The organism is Enterobacter cloacae complex sp. P12RS (assembly GCF_014895875.1).
In the GTDB taxonomy this organism is placed as follows: Bacteria; Pseudomonadota; Gammaproteobacteria; order Enterobacterales; family Enterobacteriaceae; genus Enterobacter; species Enterobacter bugandensis.
Genome location: NZ_JADBQO010000032.1, coordinates 45,987 through 68,307, shown reverse-complemented (window position 1 = coordinate 68,307; position 22,321 = coordinate 45,987). Strand labels below are relative to the sequence as shown.

Below are 22,321 nucleotides of genomic sequence, written 5' to 3'. Positions count from 1 at the left end.
GCATAAAACAGACCGGACAGCGTGCGCTGTCCGGTACGGGTGACGATTTAACGGTTAATAATCAGGCCAACTGTGGCGGCAGGCAGACGCCGATGCCCCCGATGCCGCAGTAGCCGTACGGGTTTTTGTGCAGATACTGCTGATGATCGTCCTCGGCATAGTAGAACGGCTTCGCGGTGGCGATTTCCGTGGTCACCTCGCGCGTATCGCCTGCTTCACGCATGGCCTGCTGGAACCGCTCAAGGCTGGCGCGCGCGGCGGCGTCCTGCTCAGGCGTGAGCGGATAAATGGCCGAGCGATACTGTGTGCCGTGGTCGTTGCCCTGACGCATGCCCTGCGCCGGGTCATGATTCTCCCAGAAGACCTGCAGGAGCTGTTCGTAGCTGATGACCGTCGGGTCATATACCACGCGGACCGCTTCCGCATGACCGGTTTCGCCGGAGCAGACTTCGCGGTAGGTTGGATTCGGCGTATAACCGCCCGTGTAGCCGGCCGCGGTGCTGTAAACGCCGGGCAACTGCCAGAAGAGGCGCTCAACGCCCCAGAAGCAGCCCATGGCGAACAGGGCGATTTCCATTCCATCAGGAACGTTGGTCATTGAATGGTTATTGACGGCGTGTAAGGTCGCCACAGGCATAGGGGTGTTGCGTCCCGGTAATGCATCAGCTTGTGAAACCAGATGCTTCTTGTCGAATAAACTCACGATGGGGCCTCCCGGGGTGCGATGTTTCGGTTAAGGTTGTCACGAAGCGTTTAATTGAACACAATAAATGCGCTGAATGAGACTAGATTTAATCATAAGAAATATTTGGGTGTTACACCCGTTTTCAACCCACGATTTGGGTTTTTGGCTTCCGGGCCGTATTTTGCCGCACGGCGGCGCTTCATTTGCTTCCAGGGTGGAAAAGGGATATTCAGGAGAAAACGTGACAAAAATCCGCCAGTTATGTTTAGTCAGTGTATTGCTGACAAGCGGGGTTGCCAGCGCGGCGAATGTCCGTTTGCAGGTTGAGGGGTTATCCGGGACGCTGGAAAAAAACGTGCGTGCGCAGCTGTCGACCATCCAGAGCGATGAGGTGACGCCGGACCGGCGTTTTCGCGCGCGCGTGGATGACGCGATCCGTGAAGGGCTAAAAGCGCTGGGGTATTACGAACCCACCATTGATTTCGATCTCCGCCCGCCGCCAAAGAAGGGGCGTCAGGTGCTTATTGCCCGCGTCTCGCCGGGCGAGCCGGTGCTGATTGGCGGCACGAACGTCATCCTGCGCGGCGGCGCGCGTACCGACCGCGACTACCTGGACCTGCTCAGCACGCGGCCGAAAATCGGCACCGTGCTCAACCACGGTGACTACGACCACTTCAAAAAAGAGCTGACGAGCGTCTCTCTGCGCAAGGGCTACTTCGACAGCCAGTTCAATAAAAGCCAACTGGGCATTGCGCTGGAGCGACGTCAGGCCTTCTGGGATATTGACTACGACAGCGGCGAACGCTACCGCTTTGGCGATGTAACGTTTGAAGGTTCGCAAATTCGTGAAGAGTATCTGCAAAACCTCGTGCCGTTTAAAAAAGGCGATTACTACCAGTCGAGCGATCTGGCGGAGCTGAACCGTCGCCTCTCCGCTACCGGCTGGTTTAACTCCGTGGTTGTCGCACCGGAATTTGATAAGTCTCGCAAAACCAAGGTGTTGCCGCTGCATGGCGTTGTCTCGCCGCGCACCGAGAACACCATTGAGACCGGTGTTGGCTACTCGACAGACGTCGGTCCGCGCGTGAAGACCTCCTGGAAAAAGCCGTGGATGAACTCCTACGGCCACAGCCTGACCACCAGCGCCAGCATTTCCGCACCGGAACAGCAGCTTGATTTCAGCTATAAAATTCCGCTGCTGAAAAACCCGCTTGAGCAATATTACCTGGTGCAGGGCGGCTTTAAGCGTACCGATTTGAACGATACCGAGCAGGACTCGACAACGCTTGCGGTTTCACGCTTCTGGGATCTCTCCAGCGGCTGGCAGCGCGCCATTAACCTGCGCTGGAGCCTTGATCACTTTACCCAGGCAAACGTCACCAACACCACTATGCTGCTTTATCCGGGCGTGATGATCAGCCGTACCCGCTCGCGCGGCGGCCTGATGCCAACCTGGGGTGATTCACAGCGTTACTCTATCGACTACTCCAATACGATGTGGGGCTCTGACGTCGACTTCACGGTGGTGCAGGCGCAAAACGTCTGGATCCGTACGCTGTATGACAAACACCGCTTTGTGATGCGCGGCAATCTCGGCTGGATTGAGACGGGTGATTTCGAGCGCGTTCCGCCGGACCTGCGCTTCTTCGCCGGGGGCGACCGCAGCATTCGCGGGTATAAGTACAAATCGATCTCACCTGAAAACGAAAAAGGCCAGCTGACCGGGGCATCCAAACTGGCGACCGGATCGCTGGAGTATCAGTACAACGTCAGCGGCAAGTGGTGGGGCGCCATGTTTATCGACGGTGGTGAAGCGGTGAACGATATCCGCCGCAGCGATTTCAAAACCGGTGCAGGCGTGGGCGTACGCTGGCAGTCACCCGTCGGGCCCATCAAGCTCGATTTCGCCGTGCCGGTGGGCGACAAAGATGAACACGGATTACAGTTTTACATCGGTCTGGGGCCTGAATTATGAGTTTATGGAAGAAAATAAGCCTCGGGGTGCTGATTTTTATCGTGCTGCTGCTCGGTACGGTGGCGTTTCTGGTGGGAACGACGACCGGGCTGCATCTGCTGTTTAACGCCGCTAACCGTTGGGTGCCGGGGCTGGAAATTGGTCAGGTAACGGGCGGCTGGCGCGACCTGCATCTGAAGAACATCCGCTACGAGCAGCCGGGCGTGGCGGTCAACGCCGGGGAATTCCATCTCGCGGTGAAGCTGGGCTGCCTGCGGGACAGCAAGCTCTGCGTTAACGATCTGTCGCTTAAAGACGTCAACGTGGCGATAGACTCAAAGAAAATGCCGAAGTCTGCGCCGGTTGAGGAAGAGGACAGCGGCCCGCTGAATCTCTCCACGCCGTACCCGATTGCGCTCTATCGGGTGGCGCTCGATAACGTCAATATCAAAATCGACGACACCACCGTTTCGGTGATGGATTTCACCTCCGGCCTGCGCTGGCAGGAGAAAAACCTGACCCTGACGCCAACCTCGCTGCAAGGGTTGCTGATCGCGCTGCCGAAAGTGGCGGACGTGGCGCAGGAAGAGATCGTCGAACCGAAGATCCAGAACCCGCAGCCGGAAGAGAAGCCGCTGGGCGAAACGCTGAAAGAACTCTTCTCGAAGCCTGTCCTGCCTGAAATGACCGACGTGCATCTGCCGCTGAACCTCAACATTGAGGAGTTCAAAGGCGAGCAGCTGCGCCTGACCGGCGACACCGATCTGACGGTCTTTAACATGCTGCTGAAAGTCAGCAGCATTGACGGCAACATGAAGCTCGACGCGCTGGATATCGATACCAACCAGGGCTCGGTGAACGCGTCAGGCAACGCCCTGCTGCGCGACAGCTGGCCGGTGGATATCACACTCAATAGCGCCCTGAATATCGACCCGCTGAAGGGCGAAAAAGTGAAGGTTAAAGTGGGCGGGGCGCTGCGCGAGAAGCTGGATATCGGGGTGAATCTCTCCGGCCCGGTAGACATGGCCCTGCGCGCGCAAACCCAGCTGGCGGAAGCCGGGCTGCCGCTCAATCTGGAGGTTGTCAGCAAGCAGCTTTACTGGCCGTTTACCGGCGAAAAACAGTATCAGGCCGACGATCTGAAGCTGAAGCTGAGCGGCAAGATGACCGACTACACGCTCTCGTTCCGCACTGCAGTGAAGGGGCAGGGCGTGCCGCCCGCGACCATCACGCTGGATGCAAAAGGCAACGAACAGCAGGTTAACCTCGACAAGCTGACCGTCGCGGCGCTGGAAGGCAAAACGGAACTGACCGCGCTGCTCGACTGGCAGCAGGCGATCAGCTGGCGCGGCGAGCTGAAGCTGACGGGAATTAACACCGCCAAAGAGGTGCCGGACTGGCCGTCGAAGCTGGACGGGCTGATCAAAACCCGCGGCAGCCTCTACGGCGGCACGTGGCAGATGGACGTGCCGGAAATCAAGCTCACCGGGAACGTGAAGCAGAACAAGGTGAACGTTGAAGGCTCGGTGAAGGGCAACAGCTACCTGCAGTGGATTATTCCGGGGCTGCACGTGGCGCTGGGCCGCAACACGGCGGATATCAAAGGCGAGCTGGGGGTAAAAGATCTCAATCTTGACGCCACCATCGACGCGCCGAATCTGGATAACGCCCTGCCGGGTCTGGGCGGTACGGCGAAAGGACTCCTGAAAGTGCGCGGCACCGTGGACGCGCCGCAGCTGCTGGCAGATATCACCGCCAACAATCTGCGCTGGCAGGAGCTGAGCGTTGCCCGCGTCCGCGTGGAAGGGGATGTGAAATCCACCGATCAGATCGGCGGCAACCTGAACCTGCGCGTGGAGCGCATTTCCCAGCCGGACGTGAACATCAGCCTGGTGACTCTGGACGCCAAAGGTAACGAGAAGCAGCACGACCTCCAGCTGCGCGTGCAGGGCGAGCCCGTCTCCGGCCAGCTTCACCTGACCGGCAGCTTCGACCGGAAGGAAACGCGCTGGAAAGGGACGCTGGACAACACCCGCTTCAACACCCCGGTGGGGCCGCTGGCGCTGTCGCGCTCCATTGCGCTGGACTACCGCAACGCCGAGCAGAAGATCAGCATCGGGCCTCACTGCTGGACCAACCCGAACGCGGAGCTGTGCGTGCCGCAGACCATTGATGCGGGGGCGGAAGGGCGCGCGCAGATCAACCTGAACCGCTTCGATCTGGCGATGCTGAAACCGTTTATGCCGGACACCACGCAGGCCAGCGGCGTCTTCAGCGGGAAAGCCGATGTCGCCTGGGATACCACCAAAGAGGGGCTTCCGCAGGGCAGCGTCACGCTTTCCGGCCGTAACGTGAAGGTAACGCAGGAGGTGAACGATGCGACGCTGCCGGTGGCCTTCGACACCCTGAATGTGAGTGCAGACCTGCATAACAACCGTGCGGAGCTGGGGTGGCTTATCCGTCTGACCAACAACGGCCAGATGGACGGGCAGATACAGATTACCGATCCGCAGGGGCGGCGCAATCTGGGCGGCAACGTCAATATTCGTAACTTCAACCTGGCGATGGTCAACCCGATCTTCGCCCGCGGGGAAAAAGCCGAGGGCATGGTGAATGCCAACCTGCGCCTGGCGGGCAACGCGCAAAGCCCTCAGCTGTTCGGTCAGCTGCGGCTCAGCGGTGTGGATATCGACGGTAACTTTATGCCATTCGATATGCAGCCCAGCCAGATTGCGATGAACTTCAACGGCATGAGCTCGACGCTGAACGGCTCGGTATTAACTCAGCAGGGGCAAATCAACCTGAGCGGCGACGCGGACTGGAGCCAGCTCGACAACTGGCGCGCCCGTATTGCCGCGAAAGGCAGTAAGGTGCGCATCACCGTACCGCCAATGGTGCGCCTGGACGTCTCGCCGGACGTGGTCTTTGAGGCGACGCCAAGCCTCTTCACCCTGGATGGCCGCGTGGACGTGCCGTGGGCGCGCATCGTGGTTCACGAGGTGCCGGAAAGCGCGGTCGGCGTCTCCAGTGATGAAGTTATGCTCAATGAAAATCTGAAACCTGCCGAAGAGAAGAGCGCTGGTATACCGATTAATAGTAACCTTATCGTGCACGTGGGAAATAACGTGCGGTTGGATGCGTTTGGGCTGAAGGCGAGGCTCACGGGCGACCTGAAAGTGGCGCAGGATAAACAAGGGCTTGGCCTCAACGGGCAGATCAATATTCCTGAAGGGCGTTTCCATGCCTATGGTCAGGATCTGATTGTCCGTAAAGGCGAGCTGCTGTTCTCCGGCCCACCGGATCAACCGCTGTTGAACATCGAAGCGATTCGTAACCCGGAAGCGACGGAAAACGACGTCATTGCTGGCGTACGCGTCACCGGCTCTGCCGACGAACCGAAGGCGGAGATCTTCTCCGACCCGGCGATGTCGCAGCAGGAAGCCCTCTCTTATCTGCTGCGCGGACAAGGTCTGGACAGCGGACAAAGCGACAGTGCGGCGATGACCTCAATGTTGGTCGGTCTGGGGGTTGCACAAAGTGGGCAGGTTGTGGGTAAAATCGGCGAGACGTTCGGCGTAAGCAATCTGGCGCTGGACACCCAGGGCGTGGGTGACTCCTCGCAGGTGGTTGTCAGCGGCTATGTACTGCCGGGTCTGCAGGTAAAATATGGTGTGGGGATCTTTGACTCACTGGCAACACTCACGTTACGCTATCGCCTGATGCCTAAGCTATATCTGGAAGCAGTGTCCGGCGTAGACCAGGCACTTGATCTGCTCTATCAGTTTGAGTTTTAGCAATGCGAATATTTGTCTACGGCAGTTTACGAACCAGGCAAGGCAACAGTCACTGGATGACCAATGCCCAGCTACTGGGGAATTACAATATCGAGAACTACCAGTTGTACAGCCTGGGCCACTATCCAGGCGCGGTTCCCGGCGAAGGAACAGTACAGGGTGAAGTTTATCGTATTGATAATGCTACACTTGCCGAACTTGATGCCTTGCGCACCAGGGGCGGTGAATACGCTCGCCAGTTGATCCAGACACCGTACGGAAGCGCGTGGATGTATGTCTACCAGCGTCCGGTCGACGGGTTAACGCGGATTGTAAGCGGTAACTGGTTAGACAGAGACCAGTACTGAAAAACGACAACGCCACCGTGAGGTGGCGTTGTTTTTTTCACTTTCAATTCTCTTCTGTATCCCTGCGTCGGGTTAAAAAAAGAGGAACGAACAGCATGATGTATGGGGCAATAAGCCATAAAAAACACAAGGCGCGTGAACGGCCATAGTAGTTTATGCACCGCGTATTGCTTGATATGACGGGCAGGAAAAACAGTAAAAACAGCAAAATCGCATAATCGCTTCGATAAGGGATCCATAAGTAAAACAAAAACCAGGCAAGTTGGAATGTCAGGATGCAGAGATACTGCCATTTGCTGTCTTTGCCGTAACAGTCAAACGCCTTTATGTAGCCCATCTTTATGCTTTGAAGAAAGAAACTTAGCATGTATAACGCTCACGATCGCGACGGTCAGAAGCGTGCTCGTCAGCAACGCTCCTAAAAAATAGCTGTGGGTGATATCAGTAGCACCCGAGCTTAAAGTATGTAATTTACTATATCCTCTATCTACTGCAACAAAAAGCGTATATAGCCCGATGTTAATACAGAACTGAAGCAGACAAGAAGTGACAATATTCGCTGGAATTCTTTTTAATAGAGTGAGTAACGTATAAATAATACTTGCTGAAAGAGCGAAGTAAAGCCCGTTAAATAAACTGGATAGTAAGGAGCTGTTTATTTCGCTGAATATTAAATTATCGCTTCCATAATACCATGCCAGATATTGAGTATACGTACTTCTGCCAAAGATAAAGGAGGCAATAATAATGACGAGTAGACTTACGATATGGATTTTCTTACTCATAATTTTGCTCCCTTAGAAAGCAGTTCCTTCATCGTTTTACTGGCCTCCAGCTGATCTTTGATTATGGCAAGGTCACGATTGTTGTGATTATATTTTGCAATAGCGGTTGGCGTTCCTTTACCACCATTGTCCATAAAGAAGACAATATCCTTACGACCATAAAGAAGGACCTGTGGGATGGGATCACGCCCATAGCTCACCGCCTGAGGAAGGGAGTGAATAGACTCTGTCGTGAGGAAGCGAGGAATATTTTCATGCTCAATATTGCCTAAAGGTGTAGTGGCTACAAGAGAACCGATAAAATCAGTCGTATACACTAACGTATCTGTATCTTTGGTCGTTACTTTCGAGCCCGTAAGATATTTTATCTGTTGCCAAAGTGTAATATCTTTTGGGGTAACCTTAACACCATCCATAAACATATCTTGCTTGCGTTTTAGCTGAATGACAGTGCGGTGTACCTGTGTCAAAGAGGGGCTGATTTCCCCAACGGAAGGCATAAGTCCATCGCGGGAATATAGCCTTTCAATAATAAAGTAAATTCCAGTTGGGCGGGCAACATCAATGTTAATGGATGACACATGAATCCTGTAATCAATGGGGATTAATGCTCATTATGACAGTATGTGATTAATTGACAGCCTATTCAACCACTCCCACCATAAATGAGAGGGTGTCTTTGTTGTATTAACATGAAAGCCAAATGGAATGGGATTTATCTTAAAAGCTAATGTATGCTGCTTTTAACAAAGATAAAAAAAGCCCCAGTATGCGGGGCTTTCATCAATCGACAGTAAGAATTACTTCTTAGCAGCGCGTTCGAAGGAGGCGATGATTTCTGCTTTCGCCGCTTCTGCGTTGTCCCAGCCGTCAACCTTAACCCATTTACCTTTTTCGAGGTCTTTGTAGTGCTCGAAGAAGTGGGCGATCTGCGCTTTCAGCAGCTCTGGCAGGTCATTCACATCTTTAATGTGATCGTACTCTTTGCTCAGCTTGGTGTGCGGTACCGCAACCAGCTTCGCATCTTCACCCGCTTCGTCAGTCATCTTCAGCACGCCAACAGGACGGCAGCGAATGACGGAGCCTGGCTGCAGTGGGTATGGCGTTGGAACCAGCACGTCAACCGGGTCACCGTCCAGAGACAGGGTGTGGTTGATGTAGCCGTAGTTGCACGGATAGAACATGGCGGTAGACATGAAACGGTCAACGAACAGCGCACCGGTGTCTTTGTCGATTTCGTATTTGATTGGATCTGCGTTGGCCGGGATTTCAATAACAACGTAGATGTCTTCTGGCAGTTCTTTACCCGCTGGGACGTTGAGTAAGCTCATGTCGGTGTCCTTTAAAATGGATGGTAAACAAGTGGCAGGTATTATAGCCAACTCACGCTGAATGTCTCCGCCTCTTTTCGCTTTCTCTCCCCACAAGCCCCACTTTTCAGACCGTTTCCATGACAGGAAAATCCATAAACACAGCCGCATTTTTAATGGTGAAATGAAAGCGATTACAAACTTGTGATTAACATTTTATTCACTTTCCTGAAGTGTGATGTAACGCAATTCGTTACATATTTCATTGGCTATAGTCATTTCGCAGAACATCTTTTAACCAACAATAAACACCCCTACGAGGACGCTCATATGTGGAAGCGCTTACTTCTTGTCACAGCAGTTTCGGCAGCCATGTCGTCTATGGCGATGGCCGCTCCCTTAACCGTAGGTTTTTCGCAAGTTGGCTCTGAATCCGGCTGGCGTGCGGCGGAAACCAACGTTGCGAAAAGCGAGGCTCAGAAACGCGGCATTACCCTGAAAATCGCCGATGGTCAGCAAAAGCAGGAAAACCAGATCAAAGCCGTGCGCTCGTTTATCGCCCAGGGCGTGGATGCCATCTTTATTGCGCCAGTAGTGGCGACCGGCTGGGAACCGGTTCTGAAGGAAGCGAAAGACGCTGAAATTCCGGTCTTCCTGCTCGACCGTTCCATCGATGTTAAAGACAAATCTCTCTATATGACCACCGTCACCGCGAATAACGTGCTTGAAGGGCAGTTAATTGGCGACTGGCTGATTAAACAGGTCGACGGCAAGCCGTGTAACGTCGTTGAACTGCAGGGCACCGTCGGCGCGAGCGTGGCCATCGACCGTAAGAAAGGCTTTGCTGAGGCCATCGTGAAAGCGCCAAACATCAAGATTATCCGCTCCCAGTCCGGCGACTTTACCCGCAGTAAAGGTAAAGAGGTCATGGAGAGTTTCATCAAGGCTGAAAACAACGGCAAGAACATCTGCATGGTTTACGCCCATAACGATGACATGGCGATCGGTGCGATTCAGGCGATCAAAGAAGCGGGCCTGAAGCCGGGCAAAGATATCCTCACTGGCTCTATCGACGGCGTGCCGGACATCTACAAAGCGATGATCGACGGTGAAGCCAATGCCAGCGTCGAGCTGACGCCGAACATGGCGGGCCCGGCATTCGACGCGCTGGAGAAATTCAAGAAAGACGGCACGATGCCTGAGAAGGTGACCGTCACCAAGTCCACGCTCTACCTGCCTGATACAGCGAAAGAAGAGTTAGAGAAGAAGAAAAATATGGGCTACTGATCCAGTGAAATTGCCGGGTGGCGCTGCGCTTACCCGGCCTACGGGAACGTGCCGGGGACGTGAATATGAAAACTGAACAACACCAGGAAATCCTCCGCACAGAGGGCTTGAGTAAATTCTTCCCCGGCGTAAAGGCGCTGGATAGCGTTGATTTCAGCCTGCGGCGCGGTGAGATCATGGCGCTGCTGGGCGAGAACGGCGCGGGAAAATCGACGCTGATTAAATCGCTGACCGGCGTTTATCACGCCGATCGCGGCACCATCTGGCTGGAAGGCAACGCTATTTCGCCAAAAAATACCGCCCACGCCCAGCAGCTGGGGATCGGGACGGTTTACCAGGAAGTGAACCTGCTGCCGAATATGTCGGTGGCGGACAACCTGTTTATTGGCCGCGAGCCACGCCGCTTTGGCCTGCTGCGCCGCAAAGAGATGGAGGCGCGCGCCACGAAGCTGATGGAGTCCTACGGCTTCTCCCTCGACGTTCGCGAGCCGCTGAACCGCTTTTCCGTGGCGATGCAGCAGATCGTCGCCATCTGTCGCGCGATCGATCTCTCTGCGAAGGTGCTGATCCTCGATGAACCCACCGCCAGCCTCGATACCCAGGAAGTGGAGATGCTCTTCACCCTGATGCGCCAGCTGCGCGATCAGGGCGTGAGCCTGATCTTCGTCACGCACTTCCTCGATCAGGTGTATGAGGTGAGCGACCGCATTACGGTGCTGCGCAACGGCAGCTTTGTCGGCTGCCGCGAAACCCGCGAGCTGCCGCAGATCGAGCTGGTGAAAATGATGCTGGGCCGCGAGCTGGAAACCAACGCGCTCCAGCGTGCGGGCCGTACGCTGCTGAGCGAAAAACCGGTTGCCGCGTTCAGCGATTACGGCAAGAAAGGCGTGATATCGCCGTTTAACCTTGAGGTGCGTCCCGGCGAAATTGTCGGGCTGGCGGGCCTGCTAGGCTCGGGCCGAACCGAAACCGCCGAGGTGATCTTCGGGATCAAGCCTGCCGACAGCGGCACCGCGCTGATCAAGGGCAAACCGCAAACCCTGCGATCGCCGCATCAGGCCTCCTGTCTGGGCGTTGGCTTCTGCCCGGAAGACCGGAAAACGGACGGCATCATTGCCGCCGCCTCGGTGCGGGAAAATATCATCCTGGCCCTGCAGGCCCAGCGCGGCTGGCTGCGCCCGATCCCCCGTAAAGAGCAAAACGCCATCGCCGAGCGCTTTATCCGCCAGCTCGGCATCCGCACCCCGAGCGCGGAACAGCCGATTGAATTTCTCTCCGGCGGTAACCAGCAGAAGGTGCTGCTCTCCCGCTGGCTGCTGACCAAACCGCAGTTCCTGATCCTTGACGAGCCGACGCGCGGTATCGACGTGGGCGCGCACGCCGAAATTATCCGGCTTATCGAAACGCTCTGTGCGGACGGGCTGGCCCTGCTGGTTATCTCATCCGAGCTGGAGGAGCTGGTGGGCTATGCCGATCGCGTCATCATCATGCGCGATCGCAAACAGGTGGCAGAGATCCCACTGGATAAACTGTCCGTTCCGGCAATCATGAATGCCATCGCGGCGTAAGGAGTGAATCGTGATGTCCCGTTCGCTTTCGCAAACCGGTGAGTCAAAGCGCCGCTTTAGCTGGCCAACCGGCACGCCGCAAATTGCAGCGCTGCTGGTGGTGCTGTTGGTAGATAGCCTTGTCGCACCGCATTTCTTCCAGATTATTGTTCAGGATGGCCGCCTGTTTGGCAGCCCGATCGATATTTTAAACCGCGCCGCGCCCGTGGCGCTGCTGGCGATTGGGATGACGCTGGTGATCGCCACCGGCGGAATAGATCTCTCCGTCGGCGCGGTGATGGCTATCGCCGGGGCCACGGCAGCCTCAATGACCGTGGCCGGTCACAGCCTGCCGGTGGTACTGCTGGCGGCCTTAGGCACCGGCGTGCTGGCCGGACTATGGAACGGCATTCTGGTGGCGGTGCTGAAAATTCAGCCCTTTGTCGCTACGCTGATCCTGATGGTGGCCGGGCGCGGGGTCGCACAACTGATCACCTCGGGGCAGATTGTCACCTTCAACTCTCCGAGCCTGGCATGGCTTGGCAGCGGCAACCTTCTGTTCTTCCCGACGCCAGTGATTATTGCCCTGGTCACGCTTATTGTCTTTTGGCTCTTCACCCGCAAAACGGCGCTCGGCATGTTTATTGAGGCGGTGGGGATCAACATTCGCGCCGCGCGCAACGCCGGGGTCAACACCCGCCTGATGGTGATGCTGACCTACGTGCTGAGCGGCGTCTGCGCCGCCATTGCCGGTGTCATCGTCGCCGCCGATATTCGCGGGGCCGATGCCAATAACGCCGGGCTCTGGCTGGAGCTGGATGCGATCCTCGCGGTGGTGATCGGCGGCGGGTCGCTGATGGGCGGGCGCTTTAACCTGCTGCTCTCGGTGATCGGCGCGCTGATCATTCAGGGCATGAACACCGGGATCCTGCTCTCTGGATTCCAGCCGGAACTCAACCAGGTGGTAAAAGCGGTAGTTGTACTCTGCGTGCTGATCGTCCAGTCGCCGCGCTTTGTCAGCATCATTAAGGGGATCCGTGGCCATGATAAAACGTAATTTACCGTTAATGATCACGCTGGGCGTGTTTGTGCTGGGGTATCTCTACTGCCTCACGCAGTTCCCCGGTTTTGCCTCAACGCGCGTGATCTGCAACATTCTGACGGACAATGCCTTTTTAGGCATTATCGCCGTCGGCATGACCTTTGTGATCCTCTCCGGCGGGATCGATCTCTCCGTCGGCTCGGTGATCGCGTTCACGGGGGTATTCCTCGCGAAGGCGATCGGTTTCTGGGGCATCTCGCCGCTGGTGGCGTTTCCGCTGGTGCTGGTGATGGGCTGCGCATTTGGCGCCTTTATGGGGCTGCTGATCGACGCGCTGAAAATTCCAGCCTTTATCATCACGCTGGCCGGGATGTTTTTCCTGCGCGGCGTAAGTTATCTGGTTTCTGAGGAGTCGATTCCGATTAACCATCCGGTGTATGACACGCTCTCCAGCCTGGCGTGGAAAATTCCCGGCGGCGGTCGCCTGAGCGCGATGGGGCTGCTGATGCTGGGCGTGGTGGTGATTGGCATTTTCCTCGCCCACCGAACCCGGTTTGGCAATCAGGTTTACGCTATTGGCGGCAACGCCACGTCGGCCAACCTGATGGGGATCTCAACCCGCAGCACCACCATCCGCATCTATATGCTTTCGACCGGCCTGGCAACCCTGGCGGGTATTGTCTTCTCGGTGTATACCCAGGCGGGCTATGCCCTTGCAGGCGTCGGCGTGGAACTGGATGCGATTGCTTCTGTGGTTATCGGCGGCACGCTGCTCAGCGGCGGGGTAGGGACGGTGCTGGGGACGCTGTTCGGCGTGGCGATTCAGGGCCTGATACAAACCTATATCAACTTTGACGGCACGCTCAGCTCGTGGTGGACGAAGATCGCCATTGGCATTCTGCTGTTTATTTTTATTGCCCTGCAGCGGGGGCTGACGGTGCTCTGGGAGAACCGTCAAAGCTCGCCTGTTACCCGCGTAAACACATCGGTAACAGAGCGATAACACGCTGAATTTGCTTAAAGTCTAAACATTTTCCGGTAGCGGCCGATACTCTTCTTTTATGCCCAGAAATATCTCGCTACCGGAAATAATATCATGCTTAAAACGCTATCGATTCGTACCGGCTTGCTCTCTTTACTGGCCGTTATGACCCTTCTGCTGCTGATTGTCAGCGGCATCGGCATTTATGCCCTCACACAGAGTTCTTCCTCACTGCAGCGCATTAATCACCTTCAGGGTGAGCAGATGGTGCAGCTGAATACCGGCTATACGCTGATCCTGCGTGCGCGTAATGAGGCGGGTCAGGCCGTCCGCATGATGGAAATCGGCATGCTGGACGATGCGGCCAAAGCGGTAAAAAACATCAATCAGGAAGTCGCCGTGGCCCGGAAAACGTTAAAAGGCGTGATTGACGGCGGCGTGGCTGACGAACAGGGGCAGCAGCTCCTCGACAAAGTCGCGGCCAGCCTGGCGACGTATAACCAGCAGGGGATCGGCCCGATGCTGAAAACCCTGAATGACCAGAGCGCAGACAGCTATTACGATCTGCTGGAGAACACGCTGATTCCGGTGGCGAAGCAGTTCGATAACGACATGCAGGCGTTTCAGAAATGGAGCGAAGCGCGGGGTCAGGCGGAAGTGCGTGCCGTGCAGGCGAGTAAAACCCGCGTGCTGATCCTGATTATTGTCGCCGCGCTGCTGACGGCGGGCATTATCGCGCTCGCCTGGCTGGCGCTGCGCCATATGCTGCTCAAGCCGCTCTCGGCCTCCATTGCGCAGCTGGAGAACGTGGCGGCGGGCGATTTAACCCACACGCTGAATGCCCCGGCGAGCCAGGAGTTTAACCGCCTCAACGCGGCGATAGAGGAGATGCGCCAGTCGCTGATGAGCTCGGTTCTGCGGGTTCGCGATGCCAGCTCGCAAATTGATACCGGCAGCCGCGAGCTGACGGCGGGGAACCGGGACCTTGCCGAGCGCACCGAATCTACCGCCACGTCGCTGGAGCAGACCGCCGCCAGCATGGAGCAGATCACCGCCACGGTGAAGCTTAACGCCGACAACGCCGAGCAGGCGCACCAGCTGGCGAAGTCTGTTTCCGACACCGCCGATCACGGCAGCGAAATGGTCTGCTACGTGATTGAAAAAATGCGCGATATCTCCGGCAGTTCGGCGCGCATCGCCGACATCCTGAGCGTGATTGACGGTATTGCCTTCCAGACCAACATTCTGGCGCTTAACGCCTCCGTGGAAGCGGCGCGCGCGGGCGAGCAGGGACGCGGGTTTGCCGTGGTCGCGGGTGAAGTCCGCAACCTTGCCAGCCGCAGCGCCGACGCGGCGAAAGAGATCCGCTCTCTGATCGGCGATTCGCAGGCCCACGTTAACGAGGGCAGCGAGCTGGCCCAGCAGGCGGGTGAAACGATGGATGAGATTGCCACCGAAGTGCTGCGCATGACCAAACTGATGCGCGAAATTGCCACCGCGTCTCAGGAGCAGAGCCGCGGCATCGAGCAGGTGAATATTGCGGTGAACCAGATGGATGAAACCGCGCAGCAGAATGCGGCGCTGGTGCAGCAATCCTCCGCCGCGACCCGCTCCCTTGAGGAGCAGTCGCGTCAGCTGATGGAAGCCATGTCATCATTTAAAGTGACGGCTCAGACTGCGGCATAATATTTCCCAGCCCCGGTGCGTTCTGTGCCGGGGCTTTATTTTTCGCGGAATTTACCGCAGCAATATTATCGTGAATATCACCCATTAATAATTCCAGCGAGCTGGTTAACGCTAACGCTTTTTCAGTCGGCTCGAGATATAAACCTTTGCGGAAAAATAACGGCTCATCAAACAGTTGATTAAAACGCTTCAACGCCAGGCTCACCGCAGGACGGGACATCTCCAGGCGCAAAGAGGCTTTTGCCATACTGCCGCAGCGGACGACTTCAATAAATACAGGGATAAGATTTAAATCAATGCCGGTATTAGCCCGGGAATAATTTTTCATTGCAATTCTGCTCCAGGAAATAAATGTCAAACTGTTATGGAAATAATGCAGGAGCAGGGGTGAAGATTAAAGCGTGATTTTTATAAACACTTATACGGTAAAATATATAAATGTGCTGGGGAGCCAGACTGGCTCCCCGGGAGAGATATTACGCGTCCGGATACTCACGGATAAAACGTTCAACGTCTTCAACCATATGGTTGTTGCCAACGAAGAACGAACGACGCTGGTGAAGGCTTTCCGGCACGATGTCCAGAATACGCTGTTTACCGTCGCTCGCCTTGCCGCCCGCCTGTTCGGCCAGGAACGCCATCGGGTTGCATTCGTACAGCAGGCGCAGCTTCCCGTCCGGGTGGCTGGCGGTGCTTGGGTAGAGGTAGATACCGCCCTTCAGCAGGTTACGGTGGAAATCCGCGACCAGAGAGCCAATGTAGCGGGACGTGTAAGGGCGCTGGGTCGCTTTATCTTCTTCCTGGCAGAATTTGATGTACTTCTTCACGCCGTTCGGGAACTTGATGTAGTTGCCTTCGTTGATGGAGTAAGTGCTGCCTTTCTCCGGGAAGCGCATACGTTCCTGGCACAGGCAGAAGACGCCCAGCGAGGGATCGTAGGTAAAGGCGTGAACCCCGCATCCGGTGGTGTAGACCAGCATGGTGGACGAGCCATAAACGACGTAACCGGCCGCAACCTGGTTACTGCCCGGCTGCAGGAAATCTTCCTCGGTTACCGGCGTACCAACAGGCGTGACGCGGCGGTAGATGGAGAAAATGGTACCGACAGAAACGTTAACGTCGATGTTGGAGGAGCCGTCGAGCGGATCCATCAGTACGACGTATTTCGCGTGTTCACACCCTTCGAATACAACAATTTCATCTTCTTCTTCGGAGGCGATACCCGCAACGATGTCGCGCGCGCGCAGTGCAGCTTTCAGTTTTTCATTTGCGAACAGATCGAGTTTCTGCTGAACCTCGCCCTGAACGTTCTCGGCACCGCTGGCACCCAGGATATCGACCAGACCGGCCTTGTTGATATCACGGTGGATGATCTTAGCGCCCAGCTTTATTGCCGACAGCAAAGCAGTGAGTTCACCCGTAGCATGAGAGAACTCGTGCTGCTTTTCGACAATAAATTCACCTAACGTTTTCATAACACTTTCCCTGCATCTTTGTGAGTAGAGCGATTGTATGTTCACTAAAACGACTAAAGCCCAACAATCTTAACAAATATTCAAATAGTAGCGCAGAGGTGAATCGCGCCAGCAACATACGGATTTACCTGAAATGCGTTTCACAGCCGCTAACATGTGAGTAAAATGTGCGCCACATTAAAGAAGGATAGTGACGTATGCGCATTCATATATTGGGGATTTGTGGCACTTTCATGGGCGGGCTGGCAATGCTGGCGCGCTCGCTGGGCCATGAAGTGACAGGTTCGGACGCCAATGTGTATCCGCCGATGAGCACGCTTCTGGAGAAACAGGGCATCTCTTTAATTCAGGGCTACGATGCCAGCCAGCTGGATCCCGAGCCGGATCTGGTCATCATTGGCAACGCCATGACCCGCGGTAACCCGTGCGTTGAAGCGGTGCTGGAACGCAATATTCTGTTCATGTCCGGCCCGCAGTGGCTGCATGATTTCGTGCTGCGCGACCGCTGGGTGGTTGCCGTAGCCGGTACCCACGGCAAAACCACCACCGCCGGCATGGCGACCTGGATCCTTGAAGCCTGCGGCTACAAGCCGGGCTTCGTGATCGGCGGCGTGCCGGGTAACTTCGACGTCTCTGCGCGTCTCGGCGACAGCCCGTTCTTTGTGATTGAAGCGGATGAATACGACTGCGCATTCTTCGACAAGCGTTCCAAATTCGTGCACTACTGCCCGCGCACGCTGATCCTCAACAACCTTGAGTTTGACCACGCGGATATCTTTGACGACCTGAAAGCCATTCAGAAACAGTTCCACCACCTGGTGCGCATTGTTCCGGGCCAGGGCCGCATTATCCTGCCGGAGAACGACATCAACCTGAAGCAGACCATGGCGATGGGCTGCTGGAGCGAGCAGGAACTGGTGGGCGAGCAGGGCCACTGGCAGGCGAAAAAACTCAACGTGGATGCCTCCGAGTGGGAAGTACTGCTCGACGGTGAGAAAGTGGGCGAGGTGAAGTGGGGCCTGGTGGGCGAGCACAACATGCACAACGGCCTGATGGCGATCGCCGCGGCGCGCCACGTGGGCGTGCTGCCTGCGGATGCGGCCAATGCGCTGGGGACGTTTATCAACGCCCGCCGCCGCCTGGAGCTGCGCGGCGAAGCGAACGGCGTGACGGTGTATGACGATTTCGCGCACCACCCAACGGCCATTCTGGCGACGCTTGCCGCCCTGCGTGGCAAGGTTGGCGGCACCGCGCGCATTCTGGCGGTGCTGGAACCGCGCTCGAACACCATGAAAATGGGCATCTGCAAAGACGACCTCGCGCCGTCCCTGGGACGTGCCGACGAAGTCTTCCTGCTGCAGCCGCAGCATATTCCGTGGCAGGTGGCGGAAGTGGCCGACGCCTGCATTCAGCCTGCGCACTGGAGCGCGGACGTGGATGTCTTAGCGGATATGGTGGTCAAAGCCGCACAGCCTGGCGACCACATTCTGGTGATGAGCAACGGCGGGTTCGGTGGGATCCATCAGAAGCTGCTGGACGGTCTGGCGAAGAAAGCCGCGGCCGCAGAGTAAAAAAAAGCCCGGTGGCGCTAGCGCTTACCGGGCTTACATTATCTCTTCTCCCTCTTCCCTTTGGGGTGAGGGGCTTACTCTGCGTTCTCAGACAGCTCGCGCAGATACTGGAAAATCAGACGCGCGGATTTCGGCGGCTTATTCCCCTCTTTCTCTTTCTTCGCGTTGCGGATCAAAGAACGCAGCTGCTGGCGGTCGGCATCCGGCCACAGGTTCAGCACTTCCGGTACCGCATCATCACCCTGTTCAATCAGACGATCGCGGATCTGCTCCAGCTTATGGAACAGCGCAACCTGCTGGTTGTGGCGGTTTTTCAGCTTGTCCAGCGCCTGACGGATCGGATCCACGTCGCGCTGACGCAGCATTTTACCGATAAGCTGAAGCTGGCGACGACGGCCTTCTTTCTTGATTTTCTGTGCCAGTTCAATGGCATCACGCAGATCCTGGTCGAGCGGGATCTTATCCAGCGCGTTTTTACCCAGTTCTACCATTTCTGCGCCAAGCTGTTTTAACTCTTCGGCGTCACGTTTAATTTCACTTTTACTGACCCAGATGATCTCATCATCTTCGTCTTCGATGTCATCACCGGGAACGTCGTCGAGCCAGTCTTCGGGCTGCTTAGTCATGTCAGGCTCCTTAAAAAAAGAGGCTAATGTTACCAGTTAAGACGCGCACTGAAAAACGGTTCTCTGTTAGACTTCACTTAACTCTCTCTTACAGTATGGCATTTGCGATGAAAGTAACCTCACAAGTTGAAGCGCAGCGTAAGATTCTGGAAGAAGCCGTCTCCACCGCGCTGACGCTCGCTTCAGGTAAATCAGATGGCGCCGAAGTGGCGGTCAGCAAAACCACCGGCATTAGCGTGAGCACCCGCTATGGCGAAGTGGAGAATGTAGAATTTAACAGCGATGGCGCGCTTGGGATCACGGTGTATCACCAGAACCGCAAAGGCAGCGCGTCGTCCACCGATCTCAGCCCGGATGCCATCGCCCGCACGGTGCAGGCGGCGCTGGATATCGCCCGTTACACCTCTCCGGATCCTTACGCAGGCGTGGCGGATAAAGATCTGCTGGCGTTTGACGCGCCGGATCTCGATCTGTTCCACCCGGCTGAAGTCACGCCGGATGAAGCGATTGAACTGGCCGCGCGCGCCGAGCAGGCCTCTTTGCAGGCTGACAAGCGCATCACGAATACCGAAGGCGGTAGTTTCAACAGCCACTACGGCATCAAAGTTTTCGGCAACAGCCACGGCATGCTGCAGGGCTACTGCTCCACCCGTCACTCGCTTTCAAGCTGCGTAATTGCCGAAGAGAACGGCGACATGGAGCGTGACTACGCCTACACCATTGGCCGCGCGCTGGGGGATTTGCAGTCTCCTGAGTGGGTGGGCAAAGAGTGTGCCGAACGCACGCTGTCTCGCCTGTCGCCGCGTAAACTCTCCACCATGAAGGCCCCGGTCATTTTTGCCAATGAAGTGGCGACCGGCCTGTTTGGTCATCTGGTGGGCGCTATCGCGGGCGGCTCGGTGTACCGTAAATCGACCTTCCTGCTCGACTCGCTGGGCAAGCAGATCCTGCCGGAGTGGCTGACTATCGAAGAACATCCGCACCTGCTGAAAGGGCTGGCCTCCACGCCATTCGACAGCGAAGGCGTGCGCACGGAACGCCGCGATATTGTTAAAGACGGCATTCTGACCCAGTGGCTGCTGACCAACTACTCCGCGCGCAAGCTGGGGCTGAAAAGCACCGGACATGCGGGCGGGATCCACAACTGGCGCATTGCCGGTCAGGGCCTGAACTTCGAGCAGATGCTGAAAGAGATGGGCACCGGTCTGGTGGTCACCGAGCTGATGGGCCAGGGCGTAAGCGGCATCACCGGCGACTATTCTCGCGGTGCGGCAGGCTTCTGGGTCGAAAACGGCGAAATTCAGTATCCGGTGAGCGAAATTACCATCGCCGGTAACCTGAAGGACATGTGGCGCAATATCGTTACGGTCGGTAACGATATTGAAACACGTAGCAATATACAGTGTGGTTCTGTATTACTGCCGGAAATGAAAATCGCCGGCCAGTAATACCCGAAAAGCGTTTTAATAATAAAAAAGGAAGTGAGCAATGCGTAAACACCTGTTAGCGATCGTCGCGGCTTCAACGCTGGTTCTTGGCTCTTCTGCGTTTGCTGCCGATCTCGAAGACAACATGGACATCCTCAGTCAAAACCTGAAGGTAGTGCAGAAAACGGACAATGCGGCGGAAATGAAAGGCGCACTGACCAAAATGCGTGAAGCGGCGCTGGACGCGCAAAAAGCGACGCCGCCAAAGCTGGAAAGCAAAGCGGCAGACAGCGCAGAGATGAAAGACTATCGCCACGGCTTTGACGTGCTGGTCGGTCAGATCGACGGCGCGCTGAAGCTGGCTAACGAAGGCAAAGTGAAGGAAGCCCAGGCGGCGGCCGACCAGTTTGTGGCGACGCGCAACACGTATCACAAGAAATACCGTTAATTGGGTGCCTGAGCTGTACGTCCTTCCTCCGTATGCGGAGGCGCACTAAGCGCCCCCGCATCCTTGCTCCCTACTGGCCGGAGCGACAATCCATCCGCGCTGTCACTTCAAGCGAGCCGTTTCGAAAACGGATCTCGCACAGTGTTTTCCTCGTCACCAGCGTTAAGATGATTATTGTCAAAGCAACAATCATCGAAACCCGGATAATTGGGGATTGGCGTTTCATGGATGCCTCCTTGCTTTAAAGCGGGCGAGGTAGCGAACTCCACGGTCCGACGTGTCGTTTCGAGCCCCCGCCCTGATTTTCTATCAGGCGGGGCTTTCCACTTTCCGTCCCATGCCTGAGACGGTCAGTCTCAAGCACCCGCAGCCACTCTAGCGAATCCCCATAAGAAAACCTTATCCACGTCACATTTCTACGAGCCTGCTCGTAAACTTTTCCACTCCGCTTACCTGTTTAGTGCCGCTTAATAGCGTGATATTCATCACGTAAATGCGGCCGTTAATCCAGATTCACCATATTTATGTGGCACAGATCACTGCTGCGGCTCGCCTTTCCACTTCGAAGTGGAAAACAACTCGCTACAAACCCTTCACGCCCAACGTTAGTTTTATTCCAGAGCCATTAACGGGGTAAGACGAGTGATTAACGGAGCGGTAATGAACGACGTTGGGGAACAGGCGGTGCAAACAGAACAGCTCGCGAACACCATGCTGCAGCAGGTTTATGCCCTGCTGGCCCGGCACAACATCATCCCCAATGCGGTACAGGAGCAGATGCTCACCTCCCACGTTCGCGCAATGGCGCACCGGTCCGTGACCGGCGAGCCGCTGCCGGAGGTTGAAGCAGAGCTGTTCGACGAAATTTCACCAGATTCAATGCAGCTTGCCCGTGAAGTGGTGGCGCAGTTTGGCAACCTTCCTGATGAAGAGGCCTGGCTGCTCTCCGTTCACTTTGAAGTCGCGAAAGACAACCTTTAAGGAGCAACACATGGAACAGATTACAGTCGTGATTGGCGATCGCCTGGGTAAAGGTCAGAAAGTGGCTGCGGGTGTGGAAAAAGCAGGTGGACGCGCAGTGGTTGTGCCGGGCATGGCGGCGGACATGAAGCTCGGCGACGTAATGAAAGCGGAAAACGCCACCTTCGGCATCTCCTTCTGCGGCAGCGGCGGCGCGGGTGCCATCACCGCCCAAACCAAATATGGCTACAAGGCCAAATACGGCATGCGTTCCGTGGAAGAGGGCGTGACCGCCATCAACGAAGGCTGCAACGTGCTGGGCTTTGGGTTTATGGATAAAGAAGAGCTGGGCGAGCGTCTGGTGCAGGCGTGGCAGAAGAAATACGGCGCATAAG

The 22,321-nt window shown here is 56.1% G+C and carries 21 protein-coding genes; 13 read left to right on the top strand and 8 right to left on the bottom strand.

Translation table 11 applies throughout. The features are described from left to right. Positions 1–61: 61 nt before the first annotated feature. Positions 62–703: a peptide-methionine (S)-S-oxide reductase MsrA gene (msrA, locus tag IM284_RS17690; RefSeq protein ID WP_028015284.1), complete on the bottom strand. Its 642-nt coding sequence runs from the start codon at positions 701–703 to the stop codon at positions 62–64. A 223-nt stretch (positions 704–926) separates the two neighbouring features. On the opposite strand from msrA, the gene tamA reads away from it, so the two are divergent. Genes tamA through IM284_RS17675 form a run of 3 tightly spaced genes read left to right on the top strand, consistent with a single transcriptional unit; the run spans position 927 to position 6,780 of the window. Continuing rightward, a complete protein-coding gene (tamA, locus tag IM284_RS17685) occupies positions 927–2,660 on the top strand; it encodes an autotransporter assembly complex protein TamA (protein WP_047366992.1) in 1,734 nt (577 codons plus the stop codon). Beyond that, a complete protein-coding gene (gene tamB, locus IM284_RS17680; protein ID WP_047366993.1) occupies positions 2,657–6,433 on the top strand; it encodes an autotransporter assembly complex protein TamB in 3,777 nt (1,258 codons plus the stop codon). The genes tamA and tamB overlap by 4 nt, the downstream gene beginning before the upstream one ends. A gap of 2 nt (positions 6,434–6,435) precedes the next feature. Further along, a complete protein-coding gene (locus IM284_RS17675) occupies positions 6,436–6,780 on the top strand; it encodes a gamma-glutamylcyclotransferase (protein WP_008501424.1) in 345 nt (114 codons plus the stop codon). Positions 6,781–7,094: 314 nt separating this feature from the next. On the opposite strand, the gene IM284_RS17670 is transcribed toward IM284_RS17675, so the two are convergent. The 3 genes from IM284_RS17670 to ppa form a co-directional block, all read right to left on the bottom strand. Continuing rightward, positions 7,095–7,565, bottom strand: a complete 471-nt coding sequence (locus tag IM284_RS17670) for a hypothetical protein (protein WP_047366994.1) — start codon at positions 7,563–7,565, stop codon at positions 7,095–7,097. After that, entirely contained in the window at positions 7,562–8,146 is a 585-nt protein-coding gene (locus IM284_RS17665; RefSeq protein WP_028015288.1) for a hypothetical protein, read from the bottom strand. The genes IM284_RS17670 and IM284_RS17665 overlap by 4 nt, the downstream gene beginning before the upstream one ends. A gap of 219 nt (positions 8,147–8,365) precedes the next feature. Continuing rightward, positions 8,366–8,896, bottom strand: coding sequence for an inorganic diphosphatase (gene ppa, locus IM284_RS17660; protein ID WP_041911466.1), 531 nt, complete (start codon positions 8,894–8,896; stop codon positions 8,366–8,368). Between the two features lie 309 nt (positions 8,897–9,205). On the opposite strand from ppa, the gene ytfQ reads away from it, so the two are divergent. The 5 genes from ytfQ to IM284_RS17635 all read left to right on the top strand — a co-directional run bounded on the left by ytfQ (position 9,206) and on the right by IM284_RS17635 (position 15,419). Next, the gene (gene ytfQ, locus IM284_RS17655; RefSeq protein WP_047366995.1) at positions 9,206–10,162 is read left to right on the top strand and encodes a galactofuranose ABC transporter substrate-binding protein YtfQ; all 957 of its coding nucleotides are present in this window, start codon (positions 9,206–9,208) and stop codon (positions 10,160–10,162) included. Positions 10,163–10,227: 65 nt separating this feature from the next. Further along, on the top strand, positions 10,228–11,730 hold the full coding sequence (gene ytfR, locus IM284_RS17650) for a galactofuranose ABC transporter, ATP-binding protein YtfR (protein WP_041911465.1): 1,503 nt from the start codon (positions 10,228–10,230) through the stop codon (positions 11,728–11,730). 10 nt (positions 11,731–11,740) lie between these two features. After that, positions 11,741–12,766 (top strand): galactofuranose ABC transporter, ATP-binding protein YtfT, encoded by a 1,026-nt coding sequence (gene ytfT / locus IM284_RS17645; protein WP_162268710.1) that lies wholly within the window; start codon positions 11,741–11,743, stop codon positions 12,764–12,766. Beyond that, a complete protein-coding gene (gene yjfF, locus IM284_RS17640; protein ID WP_021240694.1) occupies positions 12,753–13,754 on the top strand; it encodes a galactofuranose ABC transporter, permease protein YjfF in 1,002 nt (333 codons plus the stop codon). Before ytfT ends, yjfF begins: the two co-directional genes overlap by 14 nt. A gap of 93 nt (positions 13,755–13,847) precedes the next feature. Further along, positions 13,848–15,419, top strand: coding sequence for a methyl-accepting chemotaxis protein (locus tag IM284_RS17635; RefSeq protein WP_047366997.1), 1,572 nt, complete (start codon positions 13,848–13,850; stop codon positions 15,417–15,419). Here IM284_RS17635 and IM284_RS17630 read toward each other — a convergent pair. After that, on the bottom strand, positions 15,391–15,747 hold the full coding sequence (locus tag IM284_RS17630) for a LysR family transcriptional regulator (RefSeq protein WP_028015292.1): 357 nt from the start codon (positions 15,745–15,747) through the stop codon (positions 15,391–15,393). The genes IM284_RS17635 and IM284_RS17630 overlap by 29 nt on opposite strands. Before the next feature lie 148 nt (positions 15,748–15,895). Continuing rightward, on the bottom strand, positions 15,896–16,894 hold the full coding sequence (gene fbp / locus IM284_RS17625) for a class 1 fructose-bisphosphatase (RefSeq protein WP_028015293.1): 999 nt from the start codon (positions 16,892–16,894) through the stop codon (positions 15,896–15,898). A 197-nt stretch (positions 16,895–17,091) separates the two neighbouring features. On the opposite strand from fbp, the gene mpl reads away from it, so the two are divergent. Beyond that, positions 17,092–18,465 carry a UDP-N-acetylmuramate:L-alanyl-gamma-D-glutamyl-meso-diaminopimelate ligase gene (mpl, locus tag IM284_RS17620; RefSeq protein WP_047366998.1) on the top strand — a complete coding sequence of 458 codons (1,374 nt, stop codon included), beginning with the start codon at positions 17,092–17,094 and terminating at the stop codon, positions 18,463–18,465. Between the two features lie 74 nt (positions 18,466–18,539). Here the strand turns inward: mpl and yjgA are convergent, their stop codons facing one another. Continuing rightward, positions 18,540–19,091 (bottom strand): ribosome biogenesis factor YjgA, encoded by a 552-nt coding sequence (gene yjgA, locus IM284_RS17615; protein ID WP_028015295.1) that lies wholly within the window; start codon positions 19,089–19,091, stop codon positions 18,540–18,542. Between the two features lie 95 nt (positions 19,092–19,186). Here yjgA and pmbA point away from each other — a divergent pair, with 95 nt between their 5' ends. Next, positions 19,187–20,539 (top strand): metalloprotease PmbA, encoded by a 1,353-nt coding sequence (gene pmbA, locus IM284_RS17610; protein WP_032644960.1) that lies wholly within the window; start codon positions 19,187–19,189, stop codon positions 20,537–20,539. Positions 20,540–20,579: 40 nt separating this feature from the next. After that, positions 20,580–20,966: a cytochrome b562 gene (gene cybC, locus IM284_RS17605; RefSeq protein WP_028015297.1), complete on the top strand. Its 387-nt coding sequence runs from the start codon at positions 20,580–20,582 to the stop codon at positions 20,964–20,966. Between the two features lie 70 nt (positions 20,967–21,036). Here cybC and IM284_RS17600 read toward each other — a convergent pair whose 3' ends face one another. Further along, complete coding sequence (locus IM284_RS17600; protein WP_041911460.1) at positions 21,037–21,192, bottom strand: Hok/Gef family protein; 156 nt, start codon at positions 21,190–21,192, stop codon at positions 21,037–21,039. A gap of 416 nt (positions 21,193–21,608) precedes the next feature. On the opposite strand from IM284_RS17600, the gene IM284_RS17595 reads away from it, so the two are divergent. Together IM284_RS17595 and IM284_RS17590 are read left to right on the top strand one after the other, a co-directional pair. Next, positions 21,609–21,947 (top strand): PRD domain-containing protein, encoded by a 339-nt coding sequence (locus IM284_RS17595; RefSeq protein ID WP_026080657.1) that lies wholly within the window; start codon positions 21,609–21,611, stop codon positions 21,945–21,947. A 10-nt stretch (positions 21,948–21,957) separates the two neighbouring features. Next, a complete protein-coding gene (locus IM284_RS17590) occupies positions 21,958–22,320 on the top strand; it encodes an SFCGS family glycine-rich protein (RefSeq protein WP_023293430.1) in 363 nt (120 codons plus the stop codon). Position 22,321: the final 1 nt, after the last annotated feature.

Excerpts from the sequence above, each read along its gene's own strand:
- ytfQ (WP_047366995.1), top strand. The coding sequence starts at position 9,206 with ATGTGGAAGCGCTTACTTCTTGTCACAGCAGTTTCGGCAGCCATGTCG.
- yjgA (WP_028015295.1), bottom strand. The coding sequence starts at position 19,091 with ATGACTAAGCAGCCCGAAGACTGGCTCGACGACGTTCCCGGTGATGAC.
- tamB (WP_047366993.1), top strand. The coding sequence starts at position 2,657 with ATGAGTTTATGGAAGAAAATAAGCCTCGGGGTGCTGATTTTTATCGTG.
- IM284_RS17670 (WP_047366994.1), bottom strand. The coding sequence starts at position 7,565 with ATGAGTAAGAAAATCCATATCGTAAGTCTACTCGTCATTATTATTGCC.
- yjfF (WP_021240694.1), top strand. The coding sequence starts at position 12,753 with ATGATAAAACGTAATTTACCGTTAATGATCACGCTGGGCGTGTTTGTG.
- IM284_RS17600 (WP_041911460.1), bottom strand. The coding sequence starts at position 21,192 with ATGAAACGCCAATCCCCAATTATCCGGGTTTCGATGATTGTTGCTTTG.
- IM284_RS17630 (WP_028015292.1), bottom strand. The coding sequence starts at position 15,747 with ATGAAAAATTATTCCCGGGCTAATACCGGCATTGATTTAAATCTTATC.
- pmbA (WP_032644960.1), top strand. The coding sequence starts at position 19,187 with ATGGCATTTGCGATGAAAGTAACCTCACAAGTTGAAGCGCAGCGTAAG.
- fbp (WP_028015293.1), bottom strand. The coding sequence starts at position 16,894 with ATGAAAACGTTAGGTGAATTTATTGTCGAAAAGCAGCACGAGTTCTCT.
- IM284_RS17590 (WP_023293430.1), top strand. The coding sequence starts at position 21,958 with ATGGAACAGATTACAGTCGTGATTGGCGATCGCCTGGGTAAAGGTCAG.
- IM284_RS17635 (WP_047366997.1), top strand. The coding sequence starts at position 13,848 with ATGCTTAAAACGCTATCGATTCGTACCGGCTTGCTCTCTTTACTGGCC.
- ytfR (WP_041911465.1), top strand. The coding sequence starts at position 10,228 with ATGAAAACTGAACAACACCAGGAAATCCTCCGCACAGAGGGCTTGAGT.
- ppa (WP_041911466.1), bottom strand. The coding sequence starts at position 8,896 with ATGAGCTTACTCAACGTCCCAGCGGGTAAAGAACTGCCAGAAGACATC.
- cybC (WP_028015297.1), top strand. The coding sequence starts at position 20,580 with ATGCGTAAACACCTGTTAGCGATCGTCGCGGCTTCAACGCTGGTTCTT.
- IM284_RS17675 (WP_008501424.1), top strand. The coding sequence starts at position 6,436 with ATGCGAATATTTGTCTACGGCAGTTTACGAACCAGGCAAGGCAACAGT.
- mpl (WP_047366998.1), top strand. The coding sequence starts at position 17,092 with ATGCGCATTCATATATTGGGGATTTGTGGCACTTTCATGGGCGGGCTG.